We start from the raw sequence: 18907 nt of genomic DNA on the forward strand, positions 1-18907 counted from the left end.
CCCGATACCGCAGGCCGGGCGGCCGCACACGACGAAATCGAGCCCTGTCCGGTTCGCCCAGATTTTTGCGTGCCCCGCACTTTTTTGCGGGGCACGCAAGTTTTTCGCTACACTCCGTTCATGGCGCCGGACGAACCACCGAAGCTGACGCTGCGGGAACGCAAGAAGCGCGAGGCTCGCCGGGCCCTCGCGCAGGCCGCGCTGCGGCTCACGCTGGAGCGCGGGCTGGAGAACGTCCGGGTCGAGGACATCGCCACCGAGGTCGGGGTGTCGCCGCGGACATTCAACAACTACTTCTCCAGCAAGGAGCAGGCGGTCTGCTCGGTGGTCGTCGACCGTCACGAGGGGATGCGCGAAGCCCTGCTCGCCCGGCCCGAAGGCGAGCCGCTCTGGGAGTCCGTCAAGCAGGCGGTGATCCACCAATATTCGCGTGAGGGCGAGCCCGATCGCGCGTACGTTGCGCGTATCCGGGAGCTGATGGGCCAGCTCATGCTGCGGGGCGAGTTCCTCAACGCCCACGCGGCGGTCGAGCGGGTCCTCGCCGAAACGATCGCGAAACGGGTGGGCGGTGTGGACCACCTGCTGTGCCGGCTGATGGCCTCCTCGGTGGAAAGCGCCGTCCGCGTCGCCTTCGTCAACTGGTTCATGACCGACGAGCCGCTCCTGCCCACGCTGGAGCGGTTGCTGGACGAGCTGGCCGCCGGGATGCCGACCCTGACCGGCGGCACCGACCGGAAACCCGAACCGAACACCACCACCACTCCACTGGGGGAATCGTTGTGCTAGTCAAGCTCCTGCGCAGTCACCTGCGCCCGTACAGAACCACGTTGTGGGTGATCGTGGCGCTGCAGCTCGTGCAGACGATCGCCATGCTCTACCTGCCGACGCTCAACGCCGACATCGTCGACAACGGGCTGATCAAAGGCGACATGGGGTACATCGTCCGCGTCGGCGCGGTGATGCTGGCCGTGACGCTCGCCCAGATCACCGGTTCCATCGGCGCGGTGTACTACGGCGCCCGCACCGCGATGGCGGTCGGCCGCGACATCCGGGCCGGCGTCTTCCACCGGGTGCAGGACTTCTCCGCGCGCGAGGTCGGCCAGTTCGGCACGCCGTCGCTGATCACCCGCACCACCAACGACGTCCAGCAGATCCAGATGCTCGTGGTCATGACGCTGACGCTGATGGTGTCCGCGCCGATCATGTGCGTCGGCGGGATCATCCTGGCGCTCAACCTCGACGTGCCGCTGTCGGGGCTGCTGCTGGTGATCGTGCCGGTGCTGGCCATCGCGGTCGGCACGATCATCACCAAGATGCGCCCGGCGTTCCGGCTGATGCAGGAGCGGATCGACCGGATCAACCAAGTGCTGCGCGAGCAGATCATGGGCATCCGCGTGATCCGCGCGTTCGTCCGGGATAAGCACGAACGCGAGCGCTTCGACGTCGCGAACGACCAGCTGCTCACCGTGTCGCTGCGGGTGGGCCGCCTGATGGCGCTGATGTTCCCGATCGTCATGCTGGTGATGAACGCCTCCAGCGTCGCCGTGCTGTGGTTCGGCGGGCAGCGGATCGACTCCGGCAGCATGCAGATCGGGGCCATGACGGCGTTCCTGTCCTACCTGCTGCAGATCCTGATGGCCGTCATGATGGCCACGTTCATGTTCATGATGGTGCCGCGCGCGGAGGTCAGCGCCGAGCGGATCAGCGAGGTGCTCGACACCGAGTCGAGCGTCCGCCCGCCGGTGTCGCCGATCCGTCCCGGCGCGGTGCACGGGCACCTGGAGCTCTCGGGTGTCGAGTTCCGCTACCCCGGTGCGGAAAAGCCGGTGCTGCAGGACATTTCGCTGATCGGGCGGCCGGGTGAGACCACCGCCGTGATCGGGTCCACCGGTACCGGCAAGACGACGCTGCTGAACCTGATCCCGCGGCTGATGGACGCCACCCGCGGCACGGTGAAGGTCGACGGCGTCGACGTGCGCGACCTCGACCCGGCGGTGCTCGCCCGCGCGGTCGGGCTGGTGCCGCAGAAGCCGTACCTGTTCGCCGGGACGGTCGCGAGCAACCTGCGCTACGGCAACCCGGACGCCACCGACGAAGAACTGTGGCACGCGCTGGAAGTGGCGCAGGGCAAGGACTTCGTCGAAGCAATGGAAGGCGGTCTCGAGGCGCCGATCGCCCAGGGCGGCACGAACGTCTCGGGCGGCCAGCGGCAACGGCTCGCGATCGCGCGGATGCTGGTGCACAAACCCGAGATCTACCTGTTCGACGACTCGTTCTCGGCGCTGGACTACGCGACCGACGCGGCCCTGCGCCGCGCGCTCGTGTCCGAAACCGCCGACGCGACGGTGATCATCGTCGCCCAGCGGGTCAGCACGATCCGCAACGCGGACCGGATCATCGTCCTCGACGAGGGCCGCGTCGTCGGCACCGGTACCCACCACGAACTGTTCGACAGCAACGAAACCTACCGCGAGATCGTGCTGTCCCAGCTGACCGAGCAGGAGGCGGCGTGAGCACCACCGAATCGCCCAAAGCCGCCGTCACCGACGCCGGCGAACGGCCGACCGCCGAGCGGCACAAGAACACCGGCGCCGCCACGGCCGGGCCGGGCAGGTGGATGGCGGGCGGTGCGCCGCCCGAGAAGGCGCTCGACTTCAAGGGGTCCTTGAAGCGGCTGCTGCACATGCTCGCCCCGCAGCGGCTGTACCTGATCGGCGTACTGGTGCTCGGCGCGGCGAGCGTCGCGCTCACCGTGATCGGGCCGAAGATCCTCGGCCAGGCGACCGACGCGATCCTCGCCGGCGTGCTCGGCAAGCAGGTGCCGCCGGGCGTCACCAAGGAGCAGGTCGTCGCCGGGCTGCGCGCCCGCGGCGACGGCACGCTCGCCGACATCTACAACCGCGTCGACCTCGTGCCCGGCATGGGCATCGACTTCGACAAGGTCGGGCAGATCCTGCTCGTCGTGCTGGCGCTGTTCGTCATCTCGTCGTTCTTCGGGCTCATCCAGGCCCGGCTGACGACGACGCTGGTGCAGCACGCGGTGTACCGGCTGCGCCAGGACGTCGAGGCGAAGTTCGCGCGGCTGCCGCTGAAGTACTTCGACCGCCAGCCGCGCGGCGAGGTGCTTTCCCGCGTCACCAACGACATCGACAACCTGGCGATGTCGCTGCAGCAGACGCTGTCGCAGATCGTCTCCTCGCTGCTGACCGTCATCGGCGTGCTGATCATGATGTTCCTGATCTCGCCGCTGCTCGCGGTGATCGCGCTGCTCACCGTGCCGCTGTCGGCGGTCGTGGCGGCGAAGATCGGGAAGCGGGCGCAGCCGAACTTCATCAAGCAGTGGTCGACGACCGGGAAGCTCAACGCGCACGTCGAGGAGATGTACACCGGGCATTCGCTGGTCAAGGTGTTCGGCCGCCGCGAAGAGTCCGCGGCGATCTTCGACAAGCAGAACGAAACGCTGTACCAGGCGAGCTTCAAGGCCCAGTTCATCTCCGGCATGATCCAGCCGGCGATGATGTTCATCGGCAACCTGAGCTACGTGCTGGTGGCCGTGATCGGCGCGCTGCGCGTCGCGTCGGGCAGCCTGACGCTCGGCGAGGTACAGGCGTTCATCCAGTACTCGCGCCAGTTCAGCCAGCCGGTCACGCAGATCGCCAGCATGGCGAACCTGCTGCAGTCCGGGGTCGCGTCGGCCGAGCGGGTGTTCGCGCTGCTCGACGCCGACGAGCAGGCGCCGGAACCGGAGCACCCGGAGCGGCCGTCGGTGATCCGCGGGCGCGTCGAGTTCCAGGACGTCTCGTTCCGCTACCTGCCGGACAAGCCGCTGATCGACGACCTGTCGCTTACGGTCGAACCGGGCCAGACGGTGGCGATCGTCGGCCCGACCGGCGCGGGCAAGACGACGCTGGTCAACCTGCTCATGCGGTTCTACGAGCTGGACGGCGGGCGGATCACGCTCGACGGCGTCGACATCGCGAAGATGAACCGCGAGGAGCTGCGCGACCAGACCGGCATGGTGCTGCAGGACGCGTGGCTGTTCGGCGGCACGATCGCGGAGAACATCGCCTACGGCGCGGACAACCCGAGCCGCGAGGAGATCGTCGAAGCGGCGAAGGCGACGCACGTCGACCGGTTCGTCCGGACGCTGCCGGACGGCTACGAGACGGTGCTCGACGACGAGGGCGGCACGGTCAGCGCGGGTGAGAAGCAGCTGATCACGGTGGCGCGGGCGTTCCTGGCCAAGCCGGTGATCCTGATCCTGGACGAGGCGACCAGTTCGGTGGACACCCGCACCGAGGTCCTCATCCAGCGGGCGATGAACTCGCTGCGCAGCGGCCGCACGAGCTTCGTGATCGCCCACCGGCTCTCGACGATCCGCGACGCGGACGTGATCCTGGTGATGGAGCACGGGCAGATCGTCGAGCAGGGCGACCACGAAACACTGCTGGGCAGCGGCGGCGCGTACGCGCGGCTGTACGCGGCGCAGTTCGCCGAAGCCATGGCGGAAACGGACTGACGTCACCGGCGTTCGACGGCCCCTCGCCCACCGGCGGGGGCCGTCGTCGTGGCGGGCCGAACAGGTGAACGCGCGCGCGGGGCTCAACCGCGGGCCGGGGTCGGGCGTTCAGGCGGTGACGGAGCCGCCGGGCTCCGCGACGAAGGGGAGAAACGAATGCGGAACCTCGTTCGGATCGCCGCGGCGCTGGGCACCGCGGCCGCGATGGCCTCGGCTACGGCGGGCGTGGCCTCGGCGGCGCCGTCCGGCTTCACCGTCAACGTCAACCACAGCTCCGGGACGCTGGCGACCGCCCTCAGCGGAAGCCTGAGCTGGTCGACGTCCCTGAAGACCGTCACCATCGGCGACACGAGCCTGTTCGTCAAGGCCGGCGAATGCATCACGGTGACGGCCACCGGTTACCAGGGGTCGACGAAGGTGACCGCCCCCTACGAGTTCCCCGGCTCGGGCCAGAAGGCCTGCGCGGACCAAGGCGTCAACGTGACCGGGTCGATCGGCACCCACGGCCTGACCGCGACCGTGCCGGGCGGGGTCGAGCACGTCGTCATCCGGCTGACCGACTTCGACCACCAGATCAGCCACTACGCGAACTGCTACCGCACCGCGTCCGTCTGCCAGTACGGCTGATCCGGCGGCCCGGTACCCTGGACGCTCCCGAGCGGAAGGGGTACCGGGGCGGCGATGGCGGACAAACTCGAGGAGTACCGCGGCAAGCGCGGCCGGGACCGCACCCCCGAACCCTGGCCCGACGGCCCGCCGTCACCCGGGGGCAACGACCTCTTCGTCATCCAGGAGCACCACGCTTCCCGGCTGCATTGGGACTTCCGGCTGGAACGCGACGGCGTGCTCGTGTCCTGGGCCGTCCCGCGCGGACTGCCGCTCACGCCCGGCGTGAACCGGCTGGCGGTGCACACCGAAGACCACCCCATGGAGTACCTCACCTTCGAGGGCGAGATCCCGGCCGGCGAGTACGGCGGCGGCCGGATGACCGTGTGGGACACCGGGAAGTACGAAACCCTGCACTGGAACGACCACAAGGTCGAGGTCGTCTTCCACGGCGAGCGGGCGCGCGGCAAGTACCTCTTCCTCAACCGGCACAACGCCGACGACGACCGCGACTGGATGCTGCGGCGCCTCGACCCGGCCGAGCCGGGACACGAGGACGCCCCCGAATTTCTCGAACCGATGACGGCGGTCCCGGGCGAGCTGCCGCCCGATGACGACGACTGGGCGTACGAGTTCGCCTGGGGCGGCCTGCGCACGATGCTGCTCGTCTCCGGCGGCCGCGTCACCGCGCACGACGACACGGGCGCCGACGTCACCGGCCGCTACCCCGACCTCCACAAGCTGGGCGAAGAGCTCGGGTCGACGGAAGTGCTGCTGGACGGCGAAGTCGTCGTGATCAAGGACGGCAAGCCCTACCCCGAAGGCCTCGAGGAACGCCGCCGGGCCGACGGCAACGCGGCGAAGCGGCTCAAGGCGCACTGCCCGGTGTTCTACTTCGCGAGCGACGTCCTGCACCTCGACGGCAGGCCGACCCTGGACCTGCCCTACACCGAACGCCGGGAGCTCCTGGCCGACCTCCCGGTGGCCGACCGCCACTGGCAGGTCCCCCGCTACTTCGCGGGCGGCGGCGAAGACGTCCTCGGCGCCAGCCGCCAGCACGGCCTGCCGGGCGTGGTCGCCAAGCGGGCCGACAGCCCGTACCGCCCCGGCTCCGGGGACTGGGTGTTCATCGGGAACTGACGTCCGGGACAGCGGTCAGTCACCGCGGGCGAGCATCGCCGCGCCGGCCACGATGACCACCGCGCCGGCCACCACGTTGCCGACCAGCGCCGCCGTCGACGGCTGCGTCTCGGCGGCCGGTCGCAGCAGCCACGGTGACAGCGCCGTCCACGCGCCGAGCACCGGGACCACCCAGCCAAGGAACCGCAGGCGCCGCGTCGCCGTGCGGGCGATCGCCAGTGCGACCAGGACCAGGCCGACCACCGTGTTGCTCAGCGCCAGCACGCCCGCCCCGCCGAAGCCGGTGACCCAGGGCGCGAGCACGAGGTACAGGCCGGCGAGCAGGACGAAACCCCCGGCGGCGCCGATGACCGCCGTCCGCTGCTTGCCGGCTCGGGTGTTGCGCGAAGTCGTCTCCACACCGGAGAGGTACCCCGCGGTCGCGGCCGGTAACCGGGAGCTGCCCGCAGCCCTCGAAACGGGCAGGCCCCGGCCGGGCGGACCTCAGCAGCCGCAGGTGTAGTACGTGATGTCCCAGTGGTTGCCCTCGTCGCAGTAGAGGTTGCCGGAGCCGGCCTTCCACTGCGGGTAGCCGTCGCCGCGCATCCCGATGTAGGAGAAGCTGTTCTTGATGTAGGAGTCGATGCAGCTGTTGTGCGAGATGTCCACCTTGTAGCCGTTCCAGTGGCTGTAGGTGCCGGACGCGTGCCCGGTCTCGGTCCCGCCGGTGATGTTGATCGCGCAGCCGCTGGCGCGCTTGAGGGTGATCACGCCGCTGACCGTGCTCTGGTTGATCTGCTCGTACGACGTGCAGGTCGAGTTGTAGCGGTCGGTGCAGCCCCCGCTCGACGAGTGCGTGACCCCGGCGGCCGACAGCTGCGACGCCGCCTGCGCCTGGGTGAGCTTGGTGACCTCGACGCTCGCCGACGCGGTGCCGATGGTCGCGAAGACCACCGTCGCGGCCGTCGCGGTCAGTCCCACTGCCGCGCGCGCGAGCATCCGTTGTCCCGGCATGCCTTGCCTCCTCGGTACGACGATCCGAACGGCGGCAGCCAAATCGGCGGGGCCATAACTTCGCCAAACGCCCGCGCCGCGGCACCGGGCGGCGGCGGGTCAGGTCCTGATCTTCGTCAAGACTTCACGAGTGCGGTCCCGGGCCGGGGATTCACTGCTGACGGCGGTGAGCTCCCCCAGCGCGCGCAGCTCCCACAGCGGGAACCCGAGCTCGCGGAAGAGGCCGGCCGACGTCCGCAGCAGCCGCGCGGCCTCGGCCGCGGCACCCTCGTCCGCGTGGGTCCGGCCGAGGCTGAGCAGGGTGTAGCCGGCGCCGCGGCGGTCCCGCAACTCGCGGAACACGCCCATGGCGACGCGAAGGTGCCACCGCGCACCCGCCGGGTCGCCGGCGCGGCGGCGCGCTTCGGCGAGGCAGCGGTGGGTGTAGGCGGCGGCGTGCCGGTGCCCGATCTGCTCGAACAGCGTCAGCGACCGCGTCAGGAAGCGTTCGCCGTCACGCGGCTCGCCCGCCTCGGTGTGCAGGGCGCCCAGGCTGCGCAGGACGTGCGCCTCCCAGTGCCGCTCGCGGGTGCGGACGGCGCCGCCGAGCGCGCCGGTGAGCAGATCCGCGGCCCGGTCGTAGCCGCCGTGGCGGCGCAGGACGTCGGCGTAGCGCTTGGCGGCCTGGTCGTGCCCGCGGCCGTCGTCGCACTCGCTCGCGAGCAGCATGCCGGCTTCGAAGCTCTCGACCGCGCGCCGCACGTCCCCGACGTCCTCGGCCAGCGACCCCAGCTGCGCGGCCGCGGCCGCCTGCCCGTGGCGGTCGCCGCACGCGCGCAGCAGGCCGAGCGCCTCGACCAGCTCGGCCTCGGCGGCGCGCGGGTCACCGCCGTCGAGGTGGACGTCGGCGAGCGCGGCCAGCACCGCGCCGGTCCCCTGCGGGTCGTCGAGCTGCCGGAAGCGGGTCTCGGCCATGACGAAGTAGTTGCGGGCCTGCCTGCCGTGGCCGTGCTGCCAGTGCACCGAACCGAGGTTGTAGAGCTTTTCGGCTTCCGCGCGCGGGTCCTGCCGCCGCCGGGCGGCGGCCAGCCCGAGCACTGACACGGCCCGGGCGGCGTGGCCGAGCCACGGCGTGCCGGCCAGCGCGGTGCAGGCGTCGGCGAGCCGTTCGGTGAGGTCGTGCCAGCCGCGCGCCGCGGCCACCCGCGCGGCCGCGGCGAGGTGCGCGGTCTCTTCGGCCGCCCAGGCCCCGGGTTCGGCGGCGACCCGGCGCAGGACAGCGGGATCGGGCGTCGGCAGCCCGCTCGGCGCGCGGCCCCGGGCGTGCTCGGCGAGCGCGAGGGCGGCCTCGCAGGCCCGCCGGAGGGCGGCGGAGCCGGTCTCCGGGGTTTCGGTGAGGACGAGCCGGATGAAGGGCGGCAAGGCCCAGCGGGGTGCCGCGCGGCCGTCCGGTCCGGAGCAGGACGTTCCCTCGCCCGGAACCGGCCCGGCCCGCTCGACCAGGTGCGCCGCGGCCAGTTCCTCGAGCCGGTCTCGGGCCTCCGCCGGCGGCCGGTCCAGCAACGCCGCGACGCACCAGTCCGGCACCGGCCCCTCGAACGCCGCCAGCAGCCTCAGCAGCGACCGGTCCGCCGCCGGCCGCTCGCGCAGCGCCGACGTCACCACCGCCCGGACCGCGAGGTCGCCGGTGGCCAGCTCGTCGAGGCGGCGGCGGTCGTCGGCCAGCCGGGCCGCCAGCTCCGCCACCCGCAGGTTCGGCCGCGCCGCGAGCTTCGCCCCGGCGATCCGGACGGCGAGCGCGAGCCCGGCGCAGCACTCGAGAACCCGGTGCGCCGCCGAAGGTTCCGCGTGCAGCCGCGCCTCCCCCACGATCGCCGCGAGCAGCGCCCGAGCGTCCTCTGTGGACAGACAGCCCACCTCGACGGGCCGCGCCCCGCACAGGCCGGGCAGCTCACGGCGCGTGGTCACCAGCGTCGCGCACCCGGGCCCGCTCGGCAGCAGCGCCCGCACCTGAGCCTCGGTCGTGACGTCCTCCAGCAGCACCAGCAGCCGGCGATCGGCGGTGTAGCTGCGCCACAACCCGGTCAGGCCGGCGCGGTCGGCCAGCTCGGCCGGCGTCGCACCGAGCTGGCGCAGGAATCCGGTGAGGACGGTGGCCGGCTCGGCGTCACGCAGCGACGCGGTCAGCTGGCCGTCGGGGAAGCGGCGGCGCACCCGCCAGGCCGCCTGGACGGCCAGCGCCGACTTCCCGGCCCCGGCGGCGCCGTGCAGCACGACCGGTCCGGAACCGCGCAGGGCACGGACGGTGCCGGCGAGCTCGGCGACCCGGCCGGTGAAGTCGGGCACCGCCGGCGGGAGCTGGGCGGGCGGGCCCGGCGTCGTCCATTCGGTGCCGGCGATCCGGCGGTACACCGCGACGAGGTCGTCGCCCGGCCACACACCCGCCTCTTCCCAGAGCGCCCGCCGCGTCCGGCGGAGCACCTCCAGCGCCGACTCGCGGTGGCCGACGGCGCCGAGCGCGGACGCGAGCCGGGCGGCGAAGCGCTCGTCCGCGGGCCGGGCCGCGACCACCGGGTCGAGCCGCTCGACGACCGCGCGGCCGTCGCCGTCGGCGAGCTCCAGCTCGACCAGCTGCAGCAGCGCCGCCGAACGCCGGTCCTCCAGCCACAGCTTGTGCGCCTCCAGCAGCGGCCCGCCGGCGACGTCGGCGAAGGCGTCGCCCCGCCAGCACGCCAGCGCCCGTTCGAGCGCGCGACGGCGTTGCGCCCGGTCGTCGGCGCCCGCGGACAGCAGCGTCAGGAAGTCGTCCGCGTCCAGCTCCCCCGGCTCGACCGACAGGGCGTAGCCCCGCGGCCCCGACCGCAGGCGTTGCCCGGCCTCGGCGGCCCCCAGGCCGGGCGAGAGCGTCTTGCGCAGCTTCGACACGGTCACCTGCACGATCGCCGCGGCGCTCGACGGCGCGCCGTCCGGCCACAGCTCGTCGACCAGCGTGTCGCGGCCGACGAACTGGCCGGCGCGCGCGAGCAGCACGGCGAGCAGCCGCCGCGGCTGGGCCGCCGACGGCAGCGGCACGGAGGCGGTCAGCGGACCGAGCACCTGGAACCGCACGGCTACACCCCACCCGCGAGATCACCTGATCGAGCGAGCTGAATGTAGCCGCCGGAGGCTGGGCTTTTCCCTCGATCACCCGGATGGCCGACGCCGTTGGTTCAGGCGTTTGCCAACAGCTTGCCCAGCAGCTCCGGGTGGTCGGCCAGCCCGGCCCGCAGCGTGTGCTCACGCAGCGGTTTGAGGTCGCCGTAGGGCTGGTTGTCCCAGTCCAGGCGGCCCTGCGGCGGCTCCGGGTCGTACTCGATGGCGAACTGGATGTTCGTCGCGACCCGACGGCCGGCCAGCCGTTCCACGAGGTGCAGCGCGAGGTCGATGCCGGCCGACACGCCCGCCGCGGTGATCACCCGGCCGTCTTCGACCCAGCGTTCGGCCGTCGGTGTCGCGCCCAGGCCGGTCAGCAGGTCGCGGAACATCCAGTGCGTCGTCGCCCGCTTGCCTTCCAGGAGGCCGGCCGCGCCGAGGACCATCGAGCCGGTGCAGACCGACGTCACCAGCTCGGCACCGGCGGCCGCGGTGCGCAGCCAGGCGAGCAGGCGCTCGTCCGCCATCGCCCGCAGCGTCGGCACCGTGCCGCCCGGCACGAGCACCGCGTACGGCGAAGGCACTTCGTCGAACGTGTGGCTGGGCGCGACACTCAGCGGCGTGTCGGTCCCGACGGTGTCCTTCGTGGCGCCGACGACGACAGTCCGGTAGCCGCGGTCCAGCTGCGCCAAGGCGCTCAGCACCTGGAGCGGGCCCACCAGGTCCAGTGGCGTCAGCCCCGGGTAGACGACGAAGGCGAGGGTCTTCTGCTCAGCGGTCATGGCCCTCACCCTGGCGGCGGCCGCCGGGGCGCCGGACGCGGATGTCCGAAATCCTGCGAACCGCGTCCGAAGGCCGGTCCGGCTGCTAGCGTGCGATCATGGCAGGCTCACCCAGACGGGTCACGATCGTCGGATTCCCCGACGTGGAGCTGCTGGACGTCGCCTGCCCGGCCGACGTCCTCGACGCCGCCAACCGCCACGGCGCGCGCCCGCCCTACGAGATCCGGCTGGCCACCATCGACGGCCAGGCCATCCGCACGTGCTCCGGCCTGGTCCTGCAGCCGCACCTGCGGCTCGACCAGGTGACGGCCGACCTCGACACGCTGGTCGTCGCGGGTGGCTGGGGCAGCACGACGGCGGCGTCCGACGAACGCGTGCTCGCCCACATCCGGCGGCTGGCCCGGACGAGCCGGCGGGTGGCGTCGGTCTGCACCGGCGCCGAGGTGCTCGCCGCGGCGGGCCTGCTCAACGGCCGCCGCGCCACGACCCACTGGCGCTGGGCGGCGCAGCTGGCCGACGCCTACCCGGCGGTCACGGTCGATCCCGTGCCGCTCTACATCCAGCACGGGAACGTCTACACGGCCGCCGGGGTGACCAGCGGGCTCGACCTGACCATGGCGCTCGTGGAGGCCGACCACGGGCCGACGCTGGCCCGCGAGGTCGCCCGGTCGCTGGTGACGTACCTGCAGCGGCCCGGCAACCAGGCCCAGGTGAGCCTGTTCCTGGCCGGCCCGCCACCGGAGCACCGCGAGGTCCGCGACCTGACCGCGTACATCGCCGAGCACCTCGACGCCGACCTCGGCACCCCGGCGCTGGCCGCCCGGGCGGGTCTGAGCACCCGCCAGCTGACCCGCCTGTTCGACGCGCACCTCGGCACGACGCCGGGCAAGTACGTCCGCACGGTCCGCACCGAGCACGCGGCGCGGATGCTGTCGGGAACGGACCTCCCGCTGGCCACCATCGCCCGCCGCTGCGGGTTCGGCTCGACGGAGACGCTGCGCCAGGCCTTCCTGGACCACTTCGACACGCCGCCGTCGGCCTACCGGCGGGTCCACGTCCGCCAGGCGTACGGCTGACGCATCGGGAGGAACCGGACCCTCGGCGGCCCCTTGCGCGCGGCGGCACATCCCGCTGTCAGGATGTGCGCGTGGACCGCCCCGACACCGACGACGACGCAACCGGCCCGATTCGCCGGATCACGGACGAGGTGTCCCCTTCGCCGGCGCGCGGCGCCTCCGAAAAGCCCGGAACGCCGGGTACGCCCCGCAAACCGGCCCGCCGGACCCCGCCACCGGAGGGCGCGCGCCGCGCCGCCGACCCCGCTCGCCGGCGCGCCGACACCGGACCCCAGCGAGTCCCGGCCGGCGCCCGGTCCACCGCCGACCGCCGCGCCACCGGGCCGCAACGGGTTCCGGCCGACGGCGCTTCGCACGGTTCCGGCGACAAGCGCGCCGACACCGGCCCGCAGCGAGTCCCGGGCAGCGAGGCTCCGCGCGCGACCGGCGACCGGCGGACCGACACCGGACCGCAGCGCGCCGCCCGGCGCGGGGACACCGGGCCGCAGCGGGTCCCGGCCGGTACCAAGCCGCGCACCGCGAAGAAACCCGAGCCCGAAACGGGTCACGGCCACGGTCATGGCCACGGGCCCGCCGCCCCGGCGTCGAAGCGCGTCAAGCTCCTGCTGATCTGGCTGCTCGCCCCGCTGGCGCTGGCGACCGTCGCCGGCATGATCGTGCTCTACCCCTGGGGCAAGGCGGACCCGACGAGCGTCGTCCCGCAGGGCACGCCGGTGGCCGCGGACATCACCGCGACCGCCACCGGCCCCTGCCTCGCCCAGGGCCAGGTCCAGGTCGGCGACCAGACCGACCCGAACGCCAAGCCCTGCCTGACGGTCGACCTCACGATGACCGACGGCCCGGCGAGCGGGAAGCAGCTGAAGCTGACCGTCCCGATCGAGCCGAGCACGCCGCGGTTCGCCGCGGGCGACGCCGTCGTGCTCGCCTACAACGGCGGCAACGCCGGCGACCCGGCCAGCTTCCAGCTCGTGGACTTCCAGCGCGGCACCCCGCTGCTCGTGCTCGCCGCCCTCTTCGCGGTCGCCGTGCTGGTGCTGGGCCGCTGGCAGGGCCTGGCCGCGCTCGTCGCGCTCGGCCTGTCGTTCGTCGTGATCGCGCTGTTCATCCTCCCGGCCATCCTCGCCGGCGAGAACCCGCTGGTCGTGGCCATCGCCGGGTCGGGCGCGATCATGTTCATCGCGCTCTACCTGACCCACGGGCTGTCGGCGAGAACGTCGGCGGCCGTCCTCGGCACGCTGGTCAGCCTGGCGTTGATCGGCGTCCTGTCGGCGATCTTCTCCGCCGCTGCCTCGCTGACCGGGCTCGACGACAGCACGTCGACGCTCATCGGGTCGCTCGGCCACGGCATCGACTCCCGGGGTCTCCTGCTGGCCGGTGTCGTGATCGGCGCGCTCGGCGTGCTCGACGACGTCACCGTCACCCAGACCAGCGCCGTCTGGGAGCTGCGCCGCGCCAACCCGGACCTGACCTGGCAGGAGCTGTACCGCTCGGGCCTGCGGATCGGCCGCGACCACGTCGGGTCGGCGGTCAACACGCTGGTGATGGCCTACGCCGGGGCCGCGCTGCCGGTGCTGCTGTACTCGTCGATCTCCGGGGTCGGACTGGGCGCGCTGCTCGGCAGCGAGGAGATCGCGCAGGAGATCGTCCGGACGCTCGCCGGCAGCGTCGGCATCGTGGCGGCGGTCCCGGTGACGACGATCCTGGCCGCGCTGATCGCCTCCCGCGAGCCCGCCGGATACCTCAGCAGCACCACGAAAGCCGTTCCGTCCCACCCGTAACACCGGCACACCCCGACCGAGCCGGACCGGCCGGAACGCGGTAGGAAGGCGGCAGCCGACCCGGGGAGGCGCCATGTTCGTGCTCATCGGCCCGCGCCAGGTGGTTCGAGGTGCGCTGCGGGTGGTCACGGCCACCGTCCAGGCCGTGGAGTCGCTGCCGCGCATCGCGGCCGCCCTCGAGGACGTCCGCGCCACCCTGCACCACGTCGAGCGCCTCGCCGCGTACATCGCGCAGGAGGTCCCGGAGCTCGTCTACCAGCTCGAGCAGCTGCGCGAGGCGGACGAAGAGCTCAGTCGAGAGTCGCCACGAACCGGCTGACGGCCTCCATCGTGAACCGCTGCACGTACTTGCCCGACGGCGCCACCGACGCCAGGCGGTAGAGCGGGCGGTCCGCGACGCCGGAGCCGCGCGCCTCGGCCTTCAGTTCGGCGACCAGCAGCTCGCCGAACACCAGGCCGTTCGCCTCGGTGTTGTTCATCAGCGCGTTCGCCAGCTTCCGCAGCTGCAGGATGCCCAGCTCGCGGCCGCCGGTGCCGGAGAACACCGCGAGGTCGACCTTCGCGACCTTGCCGCGCTGGCCGGCGTTCACCAGCAGGCTCACCGTGCGGGAGCCGCGGACGTCGCCGATCACCAGGTCGAGCCGGGTCGCCGTGACCAGGTCGACGCGGCGCAGGCCCCACGTGCGCACGAGCAGCGTCGAGCCCTCCAGCCAGACGCGGCGGCGGATGCTGACCGCCATCACGTACAGCAGCGGCAGCGCGATCACCAGCGCCACGACCAGCCCGATCAGGGTGCCGCCGATCAGGCCCGCGACACCGCCGAACGCGGCCGCGACGATCACCACGCCGATCAGGCCCGAGATCCCGCGGCGACGGCGGCCACGCGGGTCCTCCTCGAACAGCGCCAGCCGTTCGGTGGTCTCTTCCGTCATGCTCAGGCCCCCGTCCCGGCGAGGAACGGGTTGCCCGCGCGTTCCCGCCCGATCGTCGTCGCCGGTCCGTGGCCCGGCAGCACCACCGTGTCGTCCGGCAGGCTCGTCAGCAGGTCGCGCACCGCCTCCGGGTCGGCACCGCGGCCGACCGAGCCGGCGAACAGCGTGTCGCCGGTCAGCGCGAGCCGGCCGCCCTCGGCCGTCGCCAGGCCCAGGACCACCGAGCCCGGGGTGTGCCCCGGCACCGGGCGGACGTCGAGGTCCAGACCGGCGAAGGTGCCCGGCTCGAGCGGGACGCTGTCGCCGTCGTACAGCGAAGCGTCGGCGGGGTGCAAGTGCAGCGGGACGCCGTGGTCGGCCGCCAGCGAAGCGGCCGAAGCGACGTGGTCCGCGTGCCCGTGGGTGGCCACGAGAGCCGCCGGGACCAGCCGGTGCTCGGCGAGCGCGGCGGTCAGCGGGGCGGTCACCTCCTGCCCCGGATCCACGACCACGCAGGGCCCGCCGGCGGCTGCCGCCAGCAGGTAGCAGTTGGCCTGCAGCGGGCCGCTGCCGAACCCGACGACGAGCACCGAACGCCTCCCGGACATCCGCGCCGGATGGCGCCGATCACGATCGGGTTGAGACTAGCGGGCCCTGTACATGGTCCTCACAGGCTGTGCCCATACACTGCCGCTACCTCAGACGTGTGACACGAGCGGAAACCTGGAGGGTACGGGGTGGCGACCAACCAGCAGCGCCGCGAAGCTGCGAAGCGCAAGCTCGAGAGGCAGCTCGAGCGCCGATTGGAGCAGCAGAAGCGACGCAGGAGGATCGGCGCTGGTGTCGTCGGCGTGGCCGTGCTCGTCGTGGCGGGCGTGGTGGTGTGGATCGTGAGCGCCAACGGCGGTGACGCCACCGACACGGCGGCGTCGTCTTCGGCCGCGCCGCCGCCGACCGACCTCCAGATCCCGACGCAGCGCACGGCGCTGCCGAAGCGGGCCACGGCGCTGCCGAACCCGACGACGTGCGACTTCAAGGCCGACACGACGGGCAAGGCGCCGAAGAAGGTCAACCTGCCCGACGGCAAGAACGTCCCGTCGACCGGCACGGTGAACGTGACGCTGAAGAGCACCGCGGGCGACATCCCGCTGACGCTCGACCGGGCGCTCGCGCCCTGCGCGGTGCAGAGCTTCGTCAGCCTGGCGAAGCAGAACTTCTACAACGACACCATGTGCCACCGGCTCGGCACCGAGGGCCTGCAGATGCTGCAGTGCGGTGACCCCTCGGCCACCGGCGACCCGACGCAGGACGGCCAGGGCGGCCCCGGCTACACGATGCCGGACGAGGCGTTCCCGGAGATCAAGTACGGCCGCGGCATCCTCGCGATGGCGAAGACGTCCGCCCCGAACTCCGGCGGCAGCCAGTTCTTCATGGTCTACGGCAACGCCGACGGCCTGCCGGCGGACTACTCGGTGTTCGGCAGCATCAGCGACGAGGGCCTCAAGGTCCTCGACGCCGTCGCCAAGGCCGGCATCGCGAACCCGAACCCGCAGGACGGCACCGGGGCGCCGACGAAGCAGGTCAAGTTCACGGGCGTGACCGTCCAGTAGTGGCGGCGCGCATCGAGCTGAACGGGGAGCCGCTCGGCCCGGGTGCCTTCGTCGCGGGAATGACCTCCTACGGCCATTTCACCGCGATGCAGGTCCGGGACGGGCGGGTCCGCGGCCTCGCGTTCCACCTCGAGCGGCTCGCGACGAGCACGCGGCTGCTGTTCGGCACCGACCTCGACGTCGACCGGGTGCGGGCGTACGTCCGCCAGGCGATCGCCGGCGAACCCGCGCTTTCGGTGCGGGTCATGGTGGTCACGCGCTCGTTCGACGAACCTCTCGTGCCGGAGATCCTGGTCCGGACGCTCCCGCCGCACCCGCCCGAGCCGGCGCCGCTGCGCCTGCGCACGGTGCGGTACCAGCGGGAGCTGCCGCAGGTGAAGCACTTGGGCACGTTCGGGCTGATCTACCACTCCCGCCAGGCCGAGCTGGCCGGCTACGACGACGCGCTGTTCGTCGACCCGGCCGGCCGGATCAGCGAGGCCTCGGTGTGGAACGCCGGTTTCCTGGCCGGCGACACGGTCGTGTGGCCGGAAGCCGCGGTGCTGCCGGGGATCACGATGCTGGTGCAGAAGGAAGCGTTGCGCCGCCTGGGTGTCCCGCAGGAGACGCGCGAAGTCCGGCCGGCGGACCTGCGTTCGTTCGACGCGATGTTCGTGACGAACTCCGAGACCCCGGGCCGCGCGATCGCGTCCGTCGACGACCTCGTGCTGCCGCCCGCGGACCGCGCGGTGGAGTTGCTCGCGAAGGCGTACGAAACCGTGCCGTGGGACGAGATCTGAACCGCACCCGCTCCGGCCCCGTGTAGAGGGGCAACACCGGGACCCGCCGGGGTCGCCGGGGAGAGGTGCCGACCATGGTCGCAAACCCCGCGGTGCGCCGCGTGCTCGGGCGGGCCGGGCAGGCCGGCGCCGCCGGTGTCCTCTTCGCCGTGCTCGTCGGCGGCCCCGCCCTCGCACAGACCCAGCCGCCTCCGCCCGCCGTCAAGTACTACATCGTTCCGCACGCCGACAACCCCGATGACATCACGCTGTTCAAGATCGCCGAACGCGCCCTCGGTGACGGCAACCGGTTCCCCGAGATCTTCCAGCTCAACCAGGGCAGGCCCAGACCCGACGGCACGCCCTTCACCGACCCCACCGCCATCGAACCGGGCCAGGTGCTGCAGCTGCCCGACGACGCCCGGGACCCCGCCGTGCGGTTCGGGCCGCTGCCCGCCACTCCCCCGGCTCCCGCCCCGGCGCCGAAGGCCGACCCCGTCGAAGCGCCCTCCGGACTCAGCGTCGGGCTCGCCTCCGCCGTCAGCGGCACCGGCGGACTGCTCACCGGCCTGATCGCCGGGCTCTGGTGGCGGCGCCGGCCGCGGCTCGTCCCGCCGCCGCCGTTCGAACCCGTCGCAGAAGACGACGACGGCTCCGGCTCGGTCAGCGGCACGCTGCCGATCCCGGTCGTGCCCGAGGTCCTGCGGCCGGAACCGGTCACGACCGAGCTCTCGATCATCGTGCTCGACACGGCCGAGACCCAGGTGATCGCCGCCGTGCGGCCGGGCTCGCGGTTCCACTTCCGGCTCGGCGGGAAACCGGACTTCGCCGACGACTCCACCGTCCTCGTCGTCGACGGCGAAAGCGAGCCCTGAGCTGAACGGATCAACCAGCGCCCGAACTCTGGCCTTCGGGGCGCCGGTGCCGCAATAGTCGAACGATGACCTCGGATCCGTTCGGGACTCTGCGCAAGACGCTCTGGATCGGTGGCGCCCCGTGGACGGGCAAGTCGACCGTCGCCCGGCTGCTGGCCGAGCGCCACGGGCTGACGACCTACCACCACGACGACCGGGCCCGGCCCGGTGCCGCGCCGGCCGACGACGTCCCCGCCGGCGACCAGCTGACCGCCCTGCTGGCCGAGTTCCGGCAGCGGTTCGAATGCGCGCTGGCCGACCTGCGCGCCCTGACCTCGCCGCGGCCGATCGTCGCCGAGGGCCGGGGCCTGCGCCCGGAACTGGTCGCGCCGCTCGTGGATTCGCCGAGCCGGATGGTCGTGCTGGTGCCGACCGAGCTGTTCCGCCAGCACCAGCTGCGCCACCGGCCGGACGAGCCCACCATCCCGCGGCAGCGCAGCCGCCTGACGCGCGATCGGATGCTCGCCGCGCAGGCCGTGCGCTCGGCGCGGGAGCTCGGCATCCGCGTCATCGAAATCGACGGGAGCCTCGACCCCGCCGGGGTGACCGACGTCGTCGCCGAGCACTTCCACGCCTACCTGGATGCCTGACCCCTCCGTCGGCGGAATCCGCGCCGAGCGCCGAAGATCGGTGCTCGACACGCCATTCCGCGCGGCGAAGGAGCTGCCTTGGGGTTCGGGAGCAGGCCCGCGCTCGCCTTCGCGCCGGC

General features: G+C 72.7%; 18 protein-coding genes. 12 read left to right on the plus strand and 6 right to left on the minus strand.

Annotated elements, in window-relative coordinates; all coding sequences use genetic code 11:
* The first annotated feature begins 120 nt into the window (after positions 1–120).
* The 5 genes from AB0J40_RS43385 (at position 121) to AB0J40_RS43405 (ending at position 6265) form a co-directional block, all read left to right on the plus strand.
* Complete coding sequence (locus AB0J40_RS43385; RefSeq protein ID WP_364465770.1) at positions 121–786, plus strand: TetR/AcrR family transcriptional regulator; 666 nt, start codon at positions 121–123, stop codon at positions 784–786.
* Positions 780–2513 carry an ABC transporter ATP-binding protein gene (locus tag AB0J40_RS43390; protein WP_364465771.1) on the plus strand — a complete coding sequence of 578 codons (1734 nt, stop codon included), beginning with the start codon at positions 780–782 and terminating at the stop codon, positions 2511–2513. Before AB0J40_RS43385 ends, AB0J40_RS43390 begins: the two co-directional genes overlap by 7 nt.
* Positions 2510–4519 carry an ABC transporter ATP-binding protein gene (locus AB0J40_RS43395; RefSeq protein WP_364465773.1) on the plus strand — a complete coding sequence of 670 codons (2010 nt, stop codon included), beginning with the start codon at positions 2510–2512 and terminating at the stop codon, positions 4517–4519. Before AB0J40_RS43390 ends, AB0J40_RS43395 begins: the two co-directional genes overlap by 4 nt.
* 156 nt (positions 4520–4675) lie before the next feature.
* Entirely contained in the window at positions 4676–5146 is a 471-nt protein-coding gene (locus AB0J40_RS43400; RefSeq protein ID WP_364465775.1) for a hypothetical protein, read from the plus strand.
* A 54-nt stretch (positions 5147–5200) separates the two neighbouring features.
* Positions 5201–6265 carry a DNA polymerase ligase N-terminal domain-containing protein gene (locus tag AB0J40_RS43405; RefSeq protein WP_364465777.1) on the plus strand — a complete coding sequence of 355 codons (1065 nt, stop codon included), beginning with the start codon at positions 5201–5203 and terminating at the stop codon, positions 6263–6265.
* A gap of 15 nt (positions 6266–6280) precedes the next feature.
* Here AB0J40_RS43405 and AB0J40_RS43410 read toward each other — a convergent pair whose 3' ends face one another.
* From AB0J40_RS43410 to AB0J40_RS43425, 4 genes are all read right to left on the minus strand, one after another.
* On the minus strand, positions 6281–6664 hold the full coding sequence (locus AB0J40_RS43410) for an SPW repeat protein (protein WP_364465779.1): 384 nt from the start codon (positions 6662–6664) through the stop codon (positions 6281–6283).
* 84 nt (positions 6665–6748) lie between these two features.
* Entirely contained in the window at positions 6749–7258 is a 510-nt protein-coding gene (locus AB0J40_RS43415) for a hypothetical protein (RefSeq protein WP_364465781.1), read from the minus strand.
* A gap of 99 nt (positions 7259–7357) precedes the next feature.
* Positions 7358–10345 carry a BTAD domain-containing putative transcriptional regulator gene (locus tag AB0J40_RS43420; protein WP_364465783.1) on the minus strand — a complete coding sequence of 996 codons (2988 nt, stop codon included), beginning with the start codon at positions 10343–10345 and terminating at the stop codon, positions 7358–7360.
* A 101-nt stretch (positions 10346–10446) separates the two neighbouring features.
* On the minus strand, positions 10447–11151 hold the full coding sequence (locus AB0J40_RS43425) for a DJ-1/PfpI family protein (RefSeq protein ID WP_364465785.1): 705 nt from the start codon (positions 11149–11151) through the stop codon (positions 10447–10449).
* 98 nt (positions 11152–11249) lie between these two features.
* Here AB0J40_RS43425 and AB0J40_RS43430 point away from each other — a divergent pair, with 98 nt between their 5' ends.
* The 3 genes from AB0J40_RS43430 to AB0J40_RS43440 all read left to right on the plus strand — a co-directional run bounded on the left by AB0J40_RS43430 (position 11250) and on the right by AB0J40_RS43440 (position 14324).
* A complete protein-coding gene (locus AB0J40_RS43430) occupies positions 11250–12227 on the plus strand; it encodes a GlxA family transcriptional regulator (protein WP_364465787.1) in 978 nt (325 codons plus the stop codon).
* Between the two features lie 71 nt (positions 12228–12298).
* Positions 12299–14005, plus strand: a complete 1707-nt coding sequence (locus tag AB0J40_RS43435) for a YibE/F family protein (protein ID WP_364465789.1) — start codon at positions 12299–12301, stop codon at positions 14003–14005.
* A 73-nt stretch (positions 14006–14078) separates the two neighbouring features.
* Complete coding sequence (locus AB0J40_RS43440) at positions 14079–14324, plus strand: hypothetical protein (RefSeq protein WP_284748885.1); 246 nt, start codon at positions 14079–14081, stop codon at positions 14322–14324.
* Here AB0J40_RS43440 and AB0J40_RS43445 read toward each other — a convergent pair.
* Both AB0J40_RS43445 and AB0J40_RS43450 read right to left on the minus strand, forming a co-directional pair.
* Entirely contained in the window at positions 14296–14937 is a 642-nt protein-coding gene (locus tag AB0J40_RS43445; RefSeq protein ID WP_364465791.1) for a hypothetical protein, read from the minus strand. The genes AB0J40_RS43440 and AB0J40_RS43445 overlap by 29 nt on opposite strands.
* 2 nt (positions 14938–14939) lie before the next feature.
* Positions 14940–15506 (minus strand): MBL fold metallo-hydrolase, encoded by a 567-nt coding sequence (locus AB0J40_RS43450; RefSeq protein WP_364465855.1) that lies wholly within the window; start codon positions 15504–15506, stop codon positions 14940–14942.
* A 147-nt stretch (positions 15507–15653) separates the two neighbouring features.
* Between AB0J40_RS43450 and AB0J40_RS43455 the strand changes: the two genes are divergently transcribed.
* The 4 genes from AB0J40_RS43455 (at position 15654) to AB0J40_RS43470 (ending at position 18788) form a co-directional block, all read left to right on the plus strand.
* Positions 15654–16526 (plus strand): peptidylprolyl isomerase, encoded by an 873-nt coding sequence (locus AB0J40_RS43455; RefSeq protein WP_364465793.1) that lies wholly within the window; start codon positions 15654–15656, stop codon positions 16524–16526.
* Positions 16526–17305: an aminotransferase class IV gene (locus tag AB0J40_RS43460; RefSeq protein WP_364465795.1), complete on the plus strand. Its 780-nt coding sequence runs from the start codon at positions 16526–16528 to the stop codon at positions 17303–17305. The genes AB0J40_RS43455 and AB0J40_RS43460 overlap by 1 nt, the downstream gene beginning before the upstream one ends.
* 74 nt (positions 17306–17379) lie before the next feature.
* The gene (locus AB0J40_RS43465; protein ID WP_364465797.1) at positions 17380–18159 is read left to right on the plus strand and encodes a hypothetical protein; all 780 of its coding nucleotides are present in this window, start codon (positions 17380–17382) and stop codon (positions 18157–18159) included.
* A gap of 65 nt (positions 18160–18224) precedes the next feature.
* The gene (locus AB0J40_RS43470; RefSeq protein WP_364465799.1) at positions 18225–18788 is read left to right on the plus strand and encodes a hypothetical protein; all 564 of its coding nucleotides are present in this window, start codon (positions 18225–18227) and stop codon (positions 18786–18788) included.
* Positions 18789–18907 lie beyond the last annotated feature (119 nt).

Source organism: Amycolatopsis sp. NPDC049691, from assembly GCF_040675005.1.
Lineage (GTDB): Bacteria > Actinomycetota > Actinomycetes > Mycobacteriales > Pseudonocardiaceae > Amycolatopsis.

What these genes read in the sequence shown, in the direction of transcription:
- AB0J40_RS43385 (WP_364465770.1), top strand. Translation starts at nt 121, where the DNA reads ATGGCGCCGGACGAACCACCGAAGCTGACGCTGCGGGAACGCAAGAAG.
- AB0J40_RS43400 (WP_364465775.1), top strand. Translation starts at nt 4,676, where the DNA reads ATGCGGAACCTCGTTCGGATCGCCGCGGCGCTGGGCACCGCGGCCGCG.
- AB0J40_RS43405 (WP_364465777.1), top strand. Translation starts at nt 5,201, where the DNA reads ATGGCGGACAAACTCGAGGAGTACCGCGGCAAGCGCGGCCGGGACCGC.
- AB0J40_RS43415 (WP_364465781.1), bottom strand. Translation starts at nt 7,258, where the DNA reads ATGCCGGGACAACGGATGCTCGCGCGCGCGGCAGTGGGACTGACCGCG.
- AB0J40_RS43425 (WP_364465785.1), bottom strand. Translation starts at nt 11,151, where the DNA reads ATGACCGCTGAGCAGAAGACCCTCGCCTTCGTCGTCTACCCGGGGCTG.
- AB0J40_RS43430 (WP_364465787.1), top strand. Translation starts at nt 11,250, where the DNA reads ATGGCAGGCTCACCCAGACGGGTCACGATCGTCGGATTCCCCGACGTG.
- AB0J40_RS43440 (WP_284748885.1), top strand. Translation starts at nt 14,079, where the DNA reads ATGTTCGTGCTCATCGGCCCGCGCCAGGTGGTTCGAGGTGCGCTGCGG.
- AB0J40_RS43445 (WP_364465791.1), bottom strand. Translation starts at nt 14,937, where the DNA reads ATGACGGAAGAGACCACCGAACGGCTGGCGCTGTTCGAGGAGGACCCG.
- AB0J40_RS43465 (WP_364465797.1), top strand. Translation starts at nt 17,380, where the DNA reads ATGGTCGCAAACCCCGCGGTGCGCCGCGTGCTCGGGCGGGCCGGGCAG.
- AB0J40_RS43470 (WP_364465799.1), top strand. Translation starts at nt 18,225, where the DNA reads ATGACCTCGGATCCGTTCGGGACTCTGCGCAAGACGCTCTGGATCGGT.